This window comes from Sulfitobacter litoralis, from assembly GCF_900103185.1.
GTDB classification, from domain to species: domain Bacteria; phylum Pseudomonadota; class Alphaproteobacteria; order Rhodobacterales; family Rhodobacteraceae; genus Sulfitobacter; species Sulfitobacter litoralis.
Window position 1 is genome coordinate 76,597 of record NZ_FNJD01000001.1, and the last position, 14,307, is coordinate 90,903.

The 14,307-nt window shown below is 59.1% G+C and carries 14 protein-coding genes and 1 tRNA gene; 5 read left to right on the forward strand and 10 right to left on the reverse strand.

Annotation, left to right across the window (positions count from 1 at the left end):
• Nucleotides 1–25: 25 nt before the first annotated feature.
• The 5 genes from BLQ98_RS00405 to BLQ98_RS00425 form a co-directional block, all read right to left on the reverse strand.
• Nucleotides 26–120 (reverse strand) — tRNA-Sec (locus BLQ98_RS00405).
• Nucleotides 121–162: 42 nt separating this feature from the next.
• Entirely contained in the window at nucleotides 163–2,034 is a 1,872-nt protein-coding gene (gene selB / locus BLQ98_RS00410; RefSeq protein WP_093731384.1) for a selenocysteine-specific translation elongation factor, read from the reverse strand.
• On the reverse strand, nucleotides 2,031–3,422 hold the full coding sequence (gene selA, locus BLQ98_RS00415; RefSeq protein ID WP_093731385.1) for an L-seryl-tRNA(Sec) selenium transferase: 1,392 nt from the start codon (nucleotides 3,420–3,422) through the stop codon (nucleotides 2,031–2,033). Before selA ends, selB begins: the two co-directional genes overlap by 4 nt.
• 140 nt (nucleotides 3,423–3,562) lie before the next feature.
• Complete coding sequence (locus tag BLQ98_RS00420) at nucleotides 3,563–4,489, reverse strand: MYG1 family protein (RefSeq protein WP_093731386.1); 927 nt, start codon at nucleotides 4,487–4,489, stop codon at nucleotides 3,563–3,565.
• 131 nt (nucleotides 4,490–4,620) lie between these two features.
• Entirely contained in the window at nucleotides 4,621–4,932 is a 312-nt protein-coding gene (locus tag BLQ98_RS00425; RefSeq protein WP_093731387.1) for an ETC complex I subunit, read from the reverse strand.
• Nucleotides 4,933–5,072: 140 nt separating this feature from the next.
• Between BLQ98_RS00425 and BLQ98_RS00430 the strand changes: the two genes are divergently transcribed.
• Together BLQ98_RS00430 and uvrB are read left to right on the forward strand one after the other, a co-directional pair.
• Nucleotides 5,073–5,357 (forward strand): antifreeze protein, encoded by a 285-nt coding sequence (locus BLQ98_RS00430; RefSeq protein ID WP_093731388.1) that lies wholly within the window; start codon nucleotides 5,073–5,075, stop codon nucleotides 5,355–5,357.
• 99 nt (nucleotides 5,358–5,456) lie between these two features.
• Entirely contained in the window at nucleotides 5,457–7,673 is a 2,217-nt protein-coding gene (gene uvrB, locus BLQ98_RS00435) for an excinuclease ABC subunit UvrB (RefSeq protein WP_093731389.1), read from the forward strand.
• 9 nt (nucleotides 7,674–7,682) lie between these two features.
• Here uvrB and BLQ98_RS00440 read toward each other — a convergent pair whose 3' ends face one another.
• Nucleotides 7,683–7,868 (reverse strand): DUF3008 family protein, encoded by a 186-nt coding sequence (locus tag BLQ98_RS00440; RefSeq protein WP_093731390.1) that lies wholly within the window; start codon nucleotides 7,866–7,868, stop codon nucleotides 7,683–7,685.
• 166 nt (nucleotides 7,869–8,034) lie between these two features.
• Here BLQ98_RS00440 and BLQ98_RS00445 point away from each other — a divergent pair, with 166 nt between their 5' ends.
• Nucleotides 8,035–8,289 (forward strand): hypothetical protein, encoded by a 255-nt coding sequence (locus BLQ98_RS00445; RefSeq protein ID WP_093731391.1) that lies wholly within the window; start codon nucleotides 8,035–8,037, stop codon nucleotides 8,287–8,289.
• Nucleotides 8,290–8,365: 76 nt separating this feature from the next.
• Here the strand turns inward: BLQ98_RS00445 and BLQ98_RS00450 are convergent, their stop codons facing one another.
• Nucleotides 8,366–8,644 (reverse strand): hypothetical protein, encoded by a 279-nt coding sequence (locus BLQ98_RS00450; RefSeq protein ID WP_093731392.1) that lies wholly within the window; start codon nucleotides 8,642–8,644, stop codon nucleotides 8,366–8,368.
• A gap of 156 nt (nucleotides 8,645–8,800) precedes the next feature.
• On the opposite strand from BLQ98_RS00450, the gene BLQ98_RS00455 reads away from it, so the two are divergent.
• Complete coding sequence (locus BLQ98_RS00455) at nucleotides 8,801–8,986, forward strand: PLDc N-terminal domain-containing protein (RefSeq protein ID WP_093731393.1); 186 nt, start codon at nucleotides 8,801–8,803, stop codon at nucleotides 8,984–8,986.
• Nucleotides 8,987–9,126: 140 nt separating this feature from the next.
• Nucleotides 9,127–9,798, forward strand: coding sequence for a hypothetical protein (locus tag BLQ98_RS00460; protein ID WP_093731394.1), 672 nt, complete (start codon nucleotides 9,127–9,129; stop codon nucleotides 9,796–9,798).
• Here BLQ98_RS00460 and BLQ98_RS00465 read toward each other — a convergent pair.
• The 3 genes from BLQ98_RS00465 to BLQ98_RS00475 all read right to left on the reverse strand — a co-directional run bounded on the left by BLQ98_RS00465 (nucleotide 9,795) and on the right by BLQ98_RS00475 (nucleotide 14,276).
• Complete coding sequence (locus BLQ98_RS00465) at nucleotides 9,795–12,083, reverse strand: glycosyl hydrolase family 28-related protein (RefSeq protein ID WP_093731395.1); 2,289 nt, start codon at nucleotides 12,081–12,083, stop codon at nucleotides 9,795–9,797. The two genes, BLQ98_RS00460 and BLQ98_RS00465, sit on opposite strands and share 4 nt — an antisense overlap.
• Nucleotides 12,084–12,219: 136 nt before the next feature.
• Nucleotides 12,220–12,633, reverse strand: coding sequence for a DUF4864 domain-containing protein (locus BLQ98_RS00470; RefSeq protein ID WP_093731396.1), 414 nt, complete (start codon nucleotides 12,631–12,633; stop codon nucleotides 12,220–12,222).
• A gap of 62 nt (nucleotides 12,634–12,695) precedes the next feature.
• Complete coding sequence (locus tag BLQ98_RS00475; protein WP_093731397.1) at nucleotides 12,696–14,276, reverse strand: lysine--tRNA ligase; 1,581 nt, start codon at nucleotides 14,274–14,276, stop codon at nucleotides 12,696–12,698.
• Nucleotides 14,277–14,307: the final 31 nt, after the last annotated feature.

Here is a 14,307-nt window from a genome sequence, read left to right on the forward strand (position 1 = left end):
GATCGTCAGGCATGTCCAGACGGGTTGGCGGAGACGGATGGGAATCGAACCCACCACACGCCGTATCGACGCGTCCATGGTTTTGAAGACCAGGGAAGCCACCAGACTCCGGTCGTCTCCGCACTGAGGGCAGACTAGCGGCGGTGGGGTGCGGGGGAAAGCCTAATGCGCAGGCTTTACCATGTGCCGTGTGTCGTTGTCCCGCAGGGTAATGCCTTGGGCGTCCAGATGCTCAAGCAGCGGCACGATGAACTTGCGGCTGGTGCCCAAAGCTGTGCGCGCCTCGCTGGTGGTAAAGGCCGTGGGCGGCGGGAAGGCCGCCGCGAGGGTCCGCTGCGCTTGGCCGATGGTCATTTCGTGAAACACGACCTGCTGTTTCAGCGCAATATTCGACAGCGGTACCAGCCGCCCCTGCGCCACCATCAGCGCGATCAGATCCGCGTCATCAGGCGCATCGAACTGCCGCAGATCAGGGGGCGTGTTGCAGCCCGCGCGAATACTCTCTTCAATCTCCGTCAGGCGCGCGACCTGATGCGGAGCAAGCGCTGCGAAGGGATCATGCCGTGCAAGGCTGACCAAACCGTCGCACAACACGACCTCTCCCGCCTTGACCAGCGCGGCTTGGGCAAAGGGCACCAAGCCCCGTAGCGGCGTCACCTGTTGCAGCAACGCAGGCGCGGCCCCCTGCTTGATTGGATGATCGGTGTGAAAGCGCTGCAAAACCTCCGCCACCGCCGCCTGCACCGCGTTGAGGTCGTCGGCCAGCGCGATATGTTCCGGCGATAACCGCATAACGCCCGTGGGCAGCGCAGCCGTCGCATCGCAGCGCGCCAACCGCACAAGATCGGACCACAGCGCCACCCCGCGCCCCTGCGCACAAAGCGCGGCGGCAAGCGCCGTACCATCCTGCTGCTGTGCCGCCTGCATCACCGCCAACCGCCGTCTGTCGCCCGCCCCGACTGCGGTGGCCTGCGGGTCAAGGATCACCGCACCCGCCAACGTCGCCGCAGGCGAAAGCTGACGCAACACCGCCGCCTGTCCGGCAAACCCCACCACCGGACGTGTGAACCGCACCTGCCCCAACCCCGCGCAACCCGGCGCGACCTGGCCACCGCCCATCAGCCTCAGGGTCGCGACCTCGTGCGCGGTGCCCCAAAGCACGCGCAGCTCTTGCATATGTTTGACCGGTCGCGGTGCCGTGTCAGAAACGGTTAACGATACATCCATACAGAGCGTTGCCGCCTGCCCGCCCGCACTGATCACATCGCCGCGGGCAATATCCTCTAGCGCGATACCGCGCAGGTTCACCGCGACCCGCTCGCCCGCCGCGACCCTCGCCCGCGCCGCGCCGCGAGATTGCAGCCCGCGCACCACCGTCACAACACCGCTTGGCTGCACGGTCAGCGCCTCCCCAACCGCCAACGCGCCGCCAAGCAGCGTACCTGTCACCACCGTCCCGCGCCCCGCCAGTGTGAACGCGCGGTCCACCGGCAGGAACGCTCCCATTGGCGCGGCCCGCGCGGGCAAAGCGTTGAACCGCCGCGCCAAGACCTGCCGCAGATGATCCGTCCCGCCAGCAGTCGTGGCCGAACAGGGCACCACGTCGGCCCCCGTAACGCCCTGCGCGGCAAGGGTATCCTCAATTTCCGCCAAACGGGCGGGCAGCGCTGCTTCGGGGAGCAAATCGGCCTTGGACACCGCGACCACCGCCACAGGCACCTGCAACAGCCTTGCAATCTGCACATGCTCGCGCGTTTGCGCAGCGACGCCATCCACGGCAGAAACCACCAGCAGCGCGCCCTGCGCCCCGCTTGCGCCAGACACCATCGTGCGCATGAAATCCTCGTGTCCCGGTGCGTCAATCAGATCAAGCGTACCGCCTGCCATCTCGCAATGCGCAAAGCCCAGCGCTATCGACAGACCACGGGCTTTTTCCTCGGCCAGCCGGTCCGTCTCCATCCCAGTGAGGGCGCGCACCAGCGCCGTCTTGCCATGATCCACATGGCCGATCACGATGACGCAGGCCGAGGTCATGAGGTGGCTATCGCGCCCAGCGCCGCGACGATATCGGGCAGTTCATCATCAGTGACAGTGCGCATATCCAACCACAGCTTTCCGTGATGGATGCGCCCGATAATCGGTACCACCCCCCCGCGTAGCCTGTCGCCCAGCGCTTCCGGGGAAAGGGCATCACAGACCACCACGACGCTCACACTTTCCAAGTCTTGCTGGGGCAACGATCCACCACCGACATAGGCAGCGGACGGGGTGACCGATGCTGTGACGCCATTCATAACCTCTACCGACGCCGCCAGTTTCTGCGCCCGCACCTCAACCTCCGCCAGGGGCTGCGACAGTGCTTGCAACACAGGCACCCGTGACAACGGATCATGGGGCGGCAGGTACAGTCGCAAAGTTGCCTCAAGTGCGGCGAGGGACAGCTTGTCGATCCGCAAAGCCCGCAGCAGCGGATGCTTGCGCAACCCTGCAATAATGTCGGCTCGCCCCGCGATGATGCCCGCCTGTGGCCCGCCCAACAGCTTGTCGCCCGAGAACATGACCAGATCGACGCCCGCTTTCAAAATATCCGCCACCACTGGTTCATCCCGCAGACCGAAGGGCGACAGGTCAATCAACACGCCGCTGCCCAGATCTTCCATCAGGATCAGGTCCCGCTCGGCTGCCAATTGCGCCAAAGCCGTGCGTGACGGAGCAGAGGTAAACCCGACGATGCGAAAATTGCTGGTATGGCTTTTCAACAGAACCGCCGTGTCCTCATCCACCGCGTCGGCATAATCGCTAAGCCTGGTTTTGTTCGTGGCGCCGACTTCTTTCAGGACTGCCCCGCTTTGAGCGATGACGTCGGGCAGGCGGAATGATCCGCCAATTTCGATCAGCTCCCCCCGCGACGCGATCACCTTGCGCCCCGACGCGGTTCCCATCAACGCCAGCACCACCGCCGCGGCGCAGTTGTTCACGATCAACGCCGCCTCTGCGCCAGTCAGCTGACAGATCAGCGCCTCGGCATGGTCATAGCGCGATCCACGCTTGCCGGTAGCAAGGTTCAGTTCAAGGTTCGACGGACGTGCACCGATGTCGCGCATCGCTTGCAAGGCTTCGGGCGCAAGGCGGGCACGGCCAAGGTTTGTGTGAATGATGATACCCGTCGCGTTGATCACGGGACGCAGGTTCGGCTGGCGGGTTGCCTCGATCCGATCTGCAAGAGTGCGGGCAAAACCCTCGCTGGTAAAATCAGGCAGGTCGACAGCCGCGCCGCTCAGGATATCATCGCGCAGCGCGTCCAGTGTCAGCCGTAGCGCGCTGCGCACTTCCTCGTGGCTATAGGCGGCGACCACCTGGGCAATCGGTGGCTGCTGCAACAACGTGTCGATCTGTGGCAAATGTCTTAGCTGGCTGTTCACGCGGTGCCCCCCGATGGCTGGAGGTGCAGTGTATTCACGCCCGCCCGGGGGGCAAGCGAGATCGGTCACCGCATCAGCGTCACATGTGACAGCATACTACCACCGCCACCGGCAACCTGCAGCCCACGACGTCGCCTATGCTAAGCCGCCGTGGCCTCGCGCACAGCGATATCGGCCATTTTCAAGATCGCCTCACGGCTGTCGGCAACCGCGATAAAACGACCGTTGTGACAGAACTTGGCCCCCTGTACGCCGGACGCCTCTTCAAGCGCGGCGTCTTTCAGGCCCGCCCATGCGACCGGCAGATCCGCACGGTTTTCAAAGGTATCATCCCCCGACCGGATCGTCGTCAGCGTCCATTCAGACCCACGTGGGTGGATGACAAACAGCAGGTGGTCTGCACCCGCCTTGATCACCGGCCCCCGAAACGGCATGCCCATCGGCAGGTCCAGCACATGCCCATCACCCGCAGCGTCAATCGCGGCCAATACCATCGCTTCGGCACGGAATTTGGCGGCCTTTCGGCGGATGGAGGCCTCGACAAAGGCGCGCGCAATGGGCAAGGCGGCGGCAAAGGCACGGTCGTCCACACCTTCTTCGCGGTCATCGAACACGGGCTTGAGGCTTTCCAGCAGTGCCGGCAGGGTAAGACCGGCAAACAGTGGCCCCGCCTCTGACGCATTAACGGCACCATTGTCCAGCAGGTCGATCGGCAGGACAAACCCGCGATCAAAGCTGTCGTGAATGGCGTTTACATCCGCCTCTGGCACATCAAGCGCGCGCAGATAATCGTGCCCATAATGCGCCCAGATCAGCCCGAATGAACTGTAGGGCTGGCCGTCTTCACGCAGTGGATTGGGACGTTGGTGGTGGTCAAATATCCCTGCCTCAGCATCAAAATCGCCGCCCACATCATAGATGATGCGCCCTGCTGCGGGCGTGATCAGCGCCATCTCGCGGCTGCGCAAGATCGTTGCATCGGGGAACAGCCGTGTCAGGATGACTGACGACAATAGCTCGTCCGCATGAAAGCCGCCGGAGTGGGTCACGAGTTGGGTGATCGTCATGAGTTGGTACCTTTGCGCGTCTGTTCATCGATCGAAAAAGAAAACGGGCGACCTTGGAAGGGGCCGCCCTGTGTATTGCGTCTCGCTCACACCGCCCGCCTCGGGCCTAGCATGAGAAAAAGTAGAAAGTGTTAATGCGTCCAGGCCCCGCGGCGCGCTGTGGCAAAGTTTTCGCCATAGCCACCAGCGCGCACATTCGCGCGGCGCTTGTTGGGATCTTGGACCATCGCGTCGATATTGTGGTCACGGGCGTATTCGACCGCTTCTTCCTTGGTCGCGAACTGCAAGCGCACCTGAGTTTGCGTGTCTTTCGACGAGGTCCAGCCCATCAACGGGTCAATTTCGCGCGCGTGCTCGGGGTCAAACTCAAGCAACCAAACGCGGGTTTTGGCAGTGCCAGAGGACATGGCAGTTCGGGAAGGCTGATAAATACGCGCGCGCATCGCTAAATCTCCGCTGTGATTGGGCGGTTTATCAGCCAAATACAGCCAAGGATCAAGGCATCACAGTGAATTGTGACAAATTCGGGTTACATATGCTGCGACGCAGCATAAGCTGATCCCATGCAATCGGAGCACATCCCATGAACCCTCTTACCCTAATGACGCTAAATACCAACCTCGCCAAGCTGATGATCGACACCCAAGCTGTTATGACGCTTAGGCTTTTGGCGATGGCCGGTGCCCTACCACAGTCCCGCGGAGAGAACGCCCGCATGGTCAATGAAAAGGGACCTGCCATGGCAAAAGCCTATGAGGCGGCCACCAAAGCCGCCTTTGCCGGGGGCACACCTGATCAGATTCTCTCGGCCGCGATGGCACCGGTAAGCAAAAAGGTCAGCGCCAACCGCAAGCGCCTGACCAAATAAGCCTGCGACGAAAGCGACATATGCGCGTCGCGCAGGGCTCCGCCCCTTGAACCCGCGCAAAAACATGACACCTTAGGGGCACCCCCAAAGGACGATGTTATGGCCTACGCCCACTCTGATAGTTTGCCCGAGCGCAAAGACGCCTATCTTGCCAACCCCGCGCCCAATGTGCGCGACCGCCCCAAACTTGAGGGCGGCAAGAAGTTCAAGCTTTCGACCGAATTTGAACCCGCAGGCGACCAGCCCACCGCAATCAAGGAACTGTCCGAAGGGGTGCGGTCGGGCGAACGCGATCAGGTGCTGCTGGGGGCCACGGGGACGGGCAAGACGTTCACGATGGCCAAAGTGATCGAGGAAACGCAGCGCCCCGCCATCATCCTCGCGCCGAACAAGACGCTGGCGGCGCAACTTTATGGCGAATTCAAAGGGTTCTTCCCCGACAACGCGGTGGAATATTTCGTCAGCTACTACGACTACTACCAGCCCGAAGCCTATGTCGCGCGGTCTGACACCTTCATCGAGAAGGAAAGCCAGATCAACGAACAGATCGACCGGATGCGCCACTCTGCCACGCGGGCGCTGCTGGAACGCGATGACGTGATCATCATCGCCTCTGTCTCGTGCATCTACGGTATCGGCTCTGTCGAGACCTACGGCGCGATGACACAGGATTTGAAAACCGGCAGCTCTTACGACCAGCGTCAGGTGATCGCAGACCTGATCGCGCAGGCGTATAAACGCAACGACGCCGCCTTTCAGCGCGGCACCTTTCGTGTGCGCGGTGATAGCCTCGAAATTTTCCCCGCTCACCTTGAAGACCGCGCATGGCGTCTGTCTTTCTTTGGCGAAGAGCTGGAAAGCATCACTGAATTCGACCCTCTTACGGGCGAGAAAACCGGTAACTTCGACCAGATCCGCGTCTACGCCAACAGCCACTATGTGACGCCTAAACCAACGATGAATCAGGCGGTGATCGGCATCAAGAAAGAGCTGCGTATGCGGCTTGATCAATTGGTGGGCGAAGGCAAACTGCTGGAGGCGCAACGGCTTGAACAGCGCTGCAACTTTGACATCGAAATGCTCGAAGCCACAGGCGTGTGCAACGGGATCGAGAACTACTCGCGCTATCTGACGGGCCGCGCCCCCGGGGAGCCGCCCCCCACCCTGTTCGAATTCATCCCGGACAACGCTATTGTTTTTGCAGACGAATCTCACGTGTCGGTCCCGCAGATCGGCGGGATGTACAAGGGTGACTTTAGACGCAAGATGACGCTGGCCGAACATGGGTTCCGCCTGCCCTCTTGTATGGACAACCGTCCTTTGAAGTTCGAGGAATGGGACGCCATGCGCCCGCAATCGGTGTTCGTCTCGGCGACGCCGGCAGCATGGGAGATCGAACAAACCGGCGGTGTTTTCACCGAACAGATCATTCGCCCCACCGGCCTGATCGACCCCAAGATCGAAATTCGCCCTGTGGAAATGCAGGTCGATGATTTGCTGGACGAGGTGCGCAAGGTCGCCGCTGATGGCTTTCGCACGCTGTGCACCGTGCTGACCAAACGCATGGCAGAAGACCTGACAGAATACATGCACGAACAGGGCATCCGCGTGCGCTATATGCACAGCGATATCGACACGATTGAACGGATCGAGATTCTGCGCGACTTGCGGCTCGGCGCGTTTGACGTGCTGATCGGGATCAACTTGCTGCGCGAAGGCTTGGATATTCCTGAATGTGGTCTTGTCGCAATTCTCGACGCGGATAAAGAGGGCTTCCTGCGCTCTGAAACCTCGCTGATCCAGACCATCGGTCGTGCCGCGCGGAATGCCGAAGGCCGCGTGATCATGTACGCCGACCGCATCACCGGCTCGATGGAACGCGCCATGGGCGAAACCGACCGCCGTCGCGCCAAGCAAGTCGCCTATAACGAAGAGCACGGGATTACGCCGACCACGGTGAAAAAGAACGTCGATGACATCCTTGCCGGTCTCTATAAAGGCGATGTCGACATGAGCCGCGTCACCGCCAGGATCGACAACCCATTGGCGGGCGGCAACCTGCAAACCGTGCTCGACGGGTTGCGCACCGACATGCGCAAAGCGGCCGAGAACCTCGAATTCGAAGAAGCCGCACGTCTGCGTGACGAGGTCAAACGACTTGAAGCCGTCGATCTCGCCATCGCCGATGATCCGATGGCCCGCCAGTATGCGGTGGATAAAGCCGTTGACGACGCGCAAAAAGCATCGGGCCGGTCAACTGGTGGCCGCGGCGGAATGCGCGGCGGAAAATCCCGCTACGGTGGCAAAAAACGCTAAGAGGCGCGCCTAGTCTTCGACCTCGTCCGGCAATCCATCATGTTCGGTCGAGGCCATTTCCTCCAGCTCATCCTCTGACATGCTGTCGTACATATCCTTCGACGCGCCTTGCAGATCGTTCACCTTGGTCTCGCCCCGTTTTGCAGACAGGGCCGCGCCAGCGGCACGTTGCTGGGATTTTGATTGGGCTTTCATCGCTCTCTCCTTTCGGCTGGATGTAGCGGCACAACACGTCGAACAGTCCGCAGTTCCCCGACATTATATGACGCATAATTATTTTCATGCACCCGTTGTCAGGTGATTGCTTTGCATCCGCGTCCACCCCACATTCGGAGTCTGCGCTTTATCCGGAGGATCCCAAATGCGCCTGATTGCCCTTGCCACCCTGAGCCTAACTGCCCTCTCTGCCCCCGCCTTTGCCGACGAAACAACCGGCACGATCCTGGCCTACGATCGCTTGGCCAATATCATTGTTCTGCAAGACAAATCATCGTGGACCTTAGATGCAAAAACCCTTGTGCCGTCTGATCTGATGGCAGGCGACAAGGTCACGCTCACCTTTACATCTGACGGGGACAACGGCGCGAAACCTGCGTCTAAACTCACCCGAAACTGAGACCAACCAGACATAAAAAAAACGCCCCCTGACCAAATCAGGGGGCGTTTTTTTTTGTTGAAACTGATGAATATTATCAGTCGTTCGACGGCGGTGTCACTTCAACACCGGGAACGGTGAGAGTTTTTTCTTCGGTGGTGATTTCAACGTCAGGAACTTCAACATCAACCTCTTCTTCGGTCACGTTAACCGAACCGGTTTCAGCGTCGAATTTAGGAAGGTTCCCCCCTTCAACAGAGACGTCGACATCAGGCAGCGCGCCTTCTTCTGTCTGGTCGATATCGATGAAAAAGATTGCAAATGCGATCACCAGAATTGCGGCGAGCCCTGCGATTACTGCTGTAGAGGTCTTCATAGTATTTCCTTCAAATTACACTGTCCCGTCAGGGCTATTGGAAGAGCAACTCGGTTGATCACGAAATAGTTCCAATAACATTTTCGGGAACATCTATCAAAGATACGAAGTTGTGACCGCAGACAGTAATTCAGATTACAACTCAGGAGCTTTACAATGGAATTCGGCATTCTCGGACTAATCATTCTGATCGCAGACATTTACGCGATCTACCAAATCTTCACCTCCGGCGCTTCGGGCCTTGCGAAAGTCCTCTGGATTCTCGGCGTCCTGATCTTCCCCGTCGTTGGCTTTATCGTATGGCTGATTGCTGGCCCACGCGGCAGCAACGTCAAAGTCTAACCGGCCCTGCATGATCTAACGAAAAGGCCCGCAGCAATGCTGCGGGCCTTTTTGCATGCCCTCGTCACCGCATCCCTGCCCTCAGCTATAAGTAATTTATTAAGCATGAAGCGCCAAGCTGCCCGCCGAAAGGGTACCCGATGCGCTTATGGTCAATCCTCCTTATCCTCCTGACGGCCCCAGTCCCCGCCTACAGCGGCGCTTGGTTGCGCGAAAAAGGCAAAGGTTTCAGCTCAAACACTGTCAGTGTCACGCAAAATTATGACATCTCGGAAAGCACGTTCCTCGAATACGGCGTGCGCGATGATCTCACCCTCGGGGCAGAGGTCAGTTTTCTCGCCAGCTCTTATGGGCTGCAATCGGGGTCCGCCACGTTATTCTTACGCCGCCCGTTGGGCCGACAGGGTCGGCCAAACGTTTGGTCCGCTGAACTGGGCATCGGCGCGGCGTGGGTGGGGGATGTGGTCACGCCGAATGTAAAAGCGGGGCTGTCATGGGGCCGCGGCTTCACGCTCGCGGAGAAAAACGGCTGGATCACCATCGACAGTTCGCTTTCGTGGGACGTGTACCTTCAAGAGCATCTCGCCAAAGTGGACAGTACCGCCGGGATCAACCTTGGCGAAAGGTTTTCAGGGATGCTGCAAATCTTCCACGCGTCGACCTCCACCACCACCGCCACCTCTATCGCGCCCTCCATCATTGTACGTCCGATCAAAAGCCGCCCTGATATTCGCCTTCAAATCGGGGCCGAAACGCTGATCACCGACAGTTCCAACCCCGCGCTAAAACTATCGATCTGGCGCGAATTCTAGCGTTTCTCCATCCGCGCCTGCATAAAGATCGATCCTTTGACGCTGGTGCTCCAGACCAGATGCAACAGATCACGCTCCGTTCCTTGGTCCGTCAACACATAGGGCACGCTGTACTGCGCCACATTCGATCCGTCGCGCACCGGCCCGTCCATCGTGATGCTATCTACCGCAATCGCCCACCCGCCGAACGGAAAGCGGTCGGCAATATCCACCACCCAGGTCTTGGCCAAACTGCTTTCGGTATGTTCGACCTGCACGGGATTAGAGACCGGATTGCTGATGCCGTGAAACGAATTGCCGGTCATCTCTATGTTGCGCATGCGCGAGAAATCCATATCGGCAAAGCTGGTGTCGATCCGTTCGACCCGATCAATGAACCCGTTGATGCTGCGAAACCGATTGTCGTTGATTGTCAGCCCGTTGATCACATGACCCGCCCCATGGGGTTTGATCACGATATAGCTGAACCACGGGGCGACTTCGCCCGACAGAAAAATATTGCCGCTGATCGACAGTGAGCTGAAAGAATACTCGCTGCTATATTCCGGCGCGGGGTCTTGTTCGTTGGTCCATTCGACGAAACAATTATCGATATAATTTCCGTTCACCACGCTCGCCGTGTGCTGCGCCGCAAGGATCAACCCAGCAGAGCGGACGCCGTTCTTGACCGTATCCCCCTGAAAGAAGTGGTTCCCCGTGACGATATTATTCTGCCCCGCCAGCAGCGCAAAATGGCGAAAACGCGTGGCACGGTTGTCTCGGATCTTGACGTCATTGGCGTTGCAGTTGATCGCGATCGTGGTCCGGTCCGGCACGTCCAAAGCATCTTCGGCGGACAGGAATTGGCAGCGATCTACGAACATCCCCTGACACCCGCCGCCGCTAGACGTGATCCCGCGATCCTTGGGCCGCGAGATAAAGCAATCGCGCACATGAAAAATCGTCCCCGACGGCGCAAGGTTGATCGCGCTGGCCACGTTGTTGCACTGGAATTCGATGTCATCCAAAACGAACTTGCTAAGCTGGCTGTAGTTGCCGAAATCCAGCAGATACTGGAACCGCGTAAAGGTAAAGTTCTGCGTCCCCGCCGCATCATACAAGGGCGCGTTCAGGGTAATCTCTTGCGTGGCGACGTTCTTGGCCCGCACATAAATCTCGCGCCCTACCCCATTGCCCGTGATCAGCGCCCCCACAGGCACATTCGCCACATTCACCACATTTGTCAGCTTGCGCGCATCCGACGGCGAATAGCTGGCCTGCGAGGTCACCGTGACCGTATCCCAATCGCCATTCGTGGCCGCTTCAAGCTGGCCGTTGCGGATCACCCGCCGCGTGGCATAGCTGGTGCGTTCAGGCGTCGCCGCCTGCATATCGATCGGGCCGGTCACGTTGACCTTGCGCCCGCCCAGATCCAGCGATTCATGATCCGCGTTGTTCAGCAACGCCTGAAACGCCTTGCGAAAGGCGATCTCTTCATTCCCGAACGCCTCGATATAGTTGGGCAGATCAAAGTTGCGGCGCAGCAAAAGGATCGCGCTGCTAGGCATGGTCACCGTCCCCTCAAACCGCGTCGGCGCGTCAAAGGTCACATCCCCGTTCAGCAGATACGTCCCACGCGGGATCAGCACGCTGCGCCCCTGTGCATCCGCGTTCGCCGCCACAAAGGCCGCCGTATCATCGGTACTGCCATCCCCCACCGCGCCATAGTCCCGCACATCCACCTGTGCCAGCATGTCGCGCAGGAAAACGCTGGTCACATCCTCAATCTGCAGATCGTCGATGCGGACAACCCCGCCATTTTGCCCCGTCAGATCCAGCCCGAAATGCCCATAGACCGGCGCATTGCCCCAGACCATATCGACCCCGCCGCGCAGCCCCGAACCGACAATCGCGCTGACCTCGACCACGTCGCCATAGCTCGTAAGCGCCACCGCCGGCCCTACTTCGACCAGCCCCCCGACACGGTTGCCATTGCCAAGCGCCGGATACCCCGAGATCCGCACCGAGGGTAAATTCCCACTAATCGCCTTCACCCGCGCCGTGATCCGCAGATAGCATCCCGGCAAAAGCGGTGTCTGCCCCATGTATCGCAGCTTCTGCGTCGATTGCGTCTTGATCAGCTCAAGCGCCCCGCCAAAGTCCTGATCCGCAGGGATAAACGCCGCATTGATCGCATTGGCATAGGTATCAGACCCCGCCGTGCCATCCCCGCTTGAATACACATCCAAGCCTTGTGCAAAAGCCGCAGGTGTCAGCAGCAGACCATCTGTGATTGCCTTGTTCATCGTCATCCCCTTCGCCGAGGGTGCAATGTCGCCCCCCATGAATTGCAAAACTCCGACGCTTGGCCGGCAGGGGGATAGAAATATTCACAAGTGGTTAATCACGTCTAACCGCAGCGTACGGCGCTCGGGGGCAATGTTACGCCGAAACGCTTGGCGCATCCAGCAACTGAACAGAGGCAATGCGCCAACCCTCGGGCGTCTCAACCATCTGATAATCCAGCAAATAGGTGAAACCCTTCAGGTCCGTCACCTGCACCTTTTGCCACTGTGCGCCCGCGATCTCGCGTAGGTCCAGAAACCGCACGTCGGTGTTTTTCCAAACCATCGGATAGCCCGAGGTTACCATACGTTTAAAATTTTCGGTGGACTGAAACATCATCTGCAGATTGGGGCTCGCATATGCGAACGCCCCCTCGAAATCATCTGCCTTAAAGGCCTCGAACTGGCCTGTGATCGTGCTTTCGATATCCGCCTGCTGCGCCGTGGCACCAAACGCCGTCGCAAAGGTCAAAACCATCCCGAAAAATGCCGAAAGAACCGCGCCACGCATGAGAATGCTCCCTATGATGTATTGGACTTAACCTAATCCACGCACACCATAGGGCAATAGTTTCACGCTGTGGTCAGCTTGCCTGCCAGCGCGTCGTCGATCAGTGCGACAGTCTCATCCACACCATAAAGCGCGATGAAGCCACCGAAACGCGGGCCTTGGCTCGCGCCCAACAACACTTCGTAAAGCGCGGTAAACCAGTCACGCAGCGGGTCGAAACGTTCTTTCCCGACAGCGAAAACCATCGTTTGCAACGCCTCGGCATCCAGCCCGCCGTCCCATGTTTTCAACTGGTCCCGCAGGTCTTCCAGTGCTTCGCGCTCCAGATCAGAGGGCTCGCGGAACACTTTGGTGGGCTTCACAAAGTCGTTGTAATAGCGCACCGCATGTTCGGCTGCTGCATCCATACCGGGGTTACCTTCGGGCGTCGCATCCGGCGCATAACGCTGGATAAAGCCCCACAGCTGCGACTTTTCCTCGGCCGACGAAACAGACGCAAGGTTCAGCAGCATCGAATACGGCACGATCATATCCGACTTTGGCACATCGCCCCCGTGGATATGCCAAACGGGGTTGTTCAACTTGCCCTTGTCGTCCTGCGTCTCGAACGCGCGCAGCTGTTGGTGGTATTCATCAACCGCCTTGGGGATCACGTCGAAATACATGCGCTTGGCCGTCTTCGGCTTGAGGTACATAAAGTACGACAGCGATTCCGCACTGGCATAGGTCAGCCATTCGTCGATGGTCAGCCCGTTGCCGGATGACTTGGAAATCTTGTGCCCGTCCTGATCCAAGAACAGCTCGTAGGTGAAATGCTCGGGCGGACGGTTGCCCAGAATGCGGCAAATTTTGTCATAGATCGGCGTGTTGGTGCTATGGTCCTTGCCGTACATCTCAAAGTCGACATCAAGCGCTGCCCAACGGGCGCCAAAGTCAGGCTTCCACTGCAATTTCACGTTGCCACCGGTCAGCGGCAGGGTCATCTCGGTGCCGTCTTCATCGTCGAAGGTGATCGTGCCTTCTTTGGCGTTGACCGCTTTCATCGGCACATACATCACCCGTCCGGTTTCAGGGTGGATCGGCAGGAAGATCGAATAGGTCTGACGCCGCTCTTCGCGCAGCGACTTCAGCATCACTTCCATGATCTCGTCGTACTTCTCGGCGGCGCGCAAAAGCACCTCGTCGAACTTACCCGACCCGTAGAATTCGGTGGCCGAGATGAATTCATATTCGAACCCGAATGTATCAAGGAACCGGCGCAGCATCGCGTTGTTATGTGCGCCAAAGCTGTCGTGCGTGCCGAAAGGATCGGGCACAGATGTCAGCGGTCTTTGCAGATGTTCGGCCAAGGCTTCGGGATCCGGCACGTTGCTCGGCACTTTGCGCATTCCGTCCAGATCGTCCGAAAAGCACACTAACCGCGTCGGAATGTCGCTGATCAGCTCAAAAGCGCGGCGGATCATCGTCGTGCGCGCAACTTCGCCGAAGGTCCCGATATGCGGCAGACCCGACGGGCCATAGCCGGTCTCGAACAAGACATGCCCCTTCTCGGGAGCCTTATTTGCATAGCGTTTCAACACCCGACGTGCTTCCTCGAACGGCCACGCTTTGCTGGTTAGGGCTGCTTCACGCATCTGCGACATGTCATCAATTCCATCATTTTCACCCCGCACC

Bases quoted from the DNA above. Each gene is read 5' to 3' on its own strand.
- selB (WP_093731384.1), bottom strand. From the start codon at position 2,034: ATGACCTCGGCCTGCGTCATCGTGATCGGCCATGTGGATCATGGCAAG.
- BLQ98_RS00420 (WP_093731386.1), bottom strand. From the start codon at position 4,489: ATGACGATCACCCAACTCGTGACCCACTCCGGCGGCTTTCATGCGGAC.
- BLQ98_RS00425 (WP_093731387.1), bottom strand. From the start codon at position 4,932: ATGCGCGCGCGTATTTATCAGCCTTCCCGAACTGCCATGTCCTCTGGC.
- BLQ98_RS00430 (WP_093731388.1), top strand. From the start codon at position 5,073: ATGAACCCTCTTACCCTAATGACGCTAAATACCAACCTCGCCAAGCTG.
- uvrB (WP_093731389.1), top strand. From the start codon at position 5,457: ATGGCCTACGCCCACTCTGATAGTTTGCCCGAGCGCAAAGACGCCTAT.
- BLQ98_RS00440 (WP_093731390.1), bottom strand. From the start codon at position 7,868: ATGAAAGCCCAATCAAAATCCCAGCAACGTGCCGCTGGCGCGGCCCTG.
- BLQ98_RS00445 (WP_093731391.1), top strand. From the start codon at position 8,035: ATGCGCCTGATTGCCCTTGCCACCCTGAGCCTAACTGCCCTCTCTGCC.
- BLQ98_RS00450 (WP_093731392.1), bottom strand. From the start codon at position 8,644: ATGAAGACCTCTACAGCAGTAATCGCAGGGCTCGCCGCAATTCTGGTG.
- BLQ98_RS00455 (WP_093731393.1), top strand. From the start codon at position 8,801: ATGGAATTCGGCATTCTCGGACTAATCATTCTGATCGCAGACATTTAC.
- BLQ98_RS00460 (WP_093731394.1), top strand. From the start codon at position 9,127: ATGCGCTTATGGTCAATCCTCCTTATCCTCCTGACGGCCCCAGTCCCC.
- BLQ98_RS00465 (WP_093731395.1), bottom strand. From the start codon at position 12,083: ATGAACAAGGCAATCACAGATGGTCTGCTGCTGACACCTGCGGCTTTT.
- BLQ98_RS00470 (WP_093731396.1), bottom strand. From the start codon at position 12,633: ATGCGTGGCGCGGTTCTTTCGGCATTTTTCGGGATGGTTTTGACCTTT.
- BLQ98_RS00475 (WP_093731397.1), bottom strand. From the start codon at position 14,276: ATGTCGCAGATGCGTGAAGCAGCCCTAACCAGCAAAGCGTGGCCGTTC.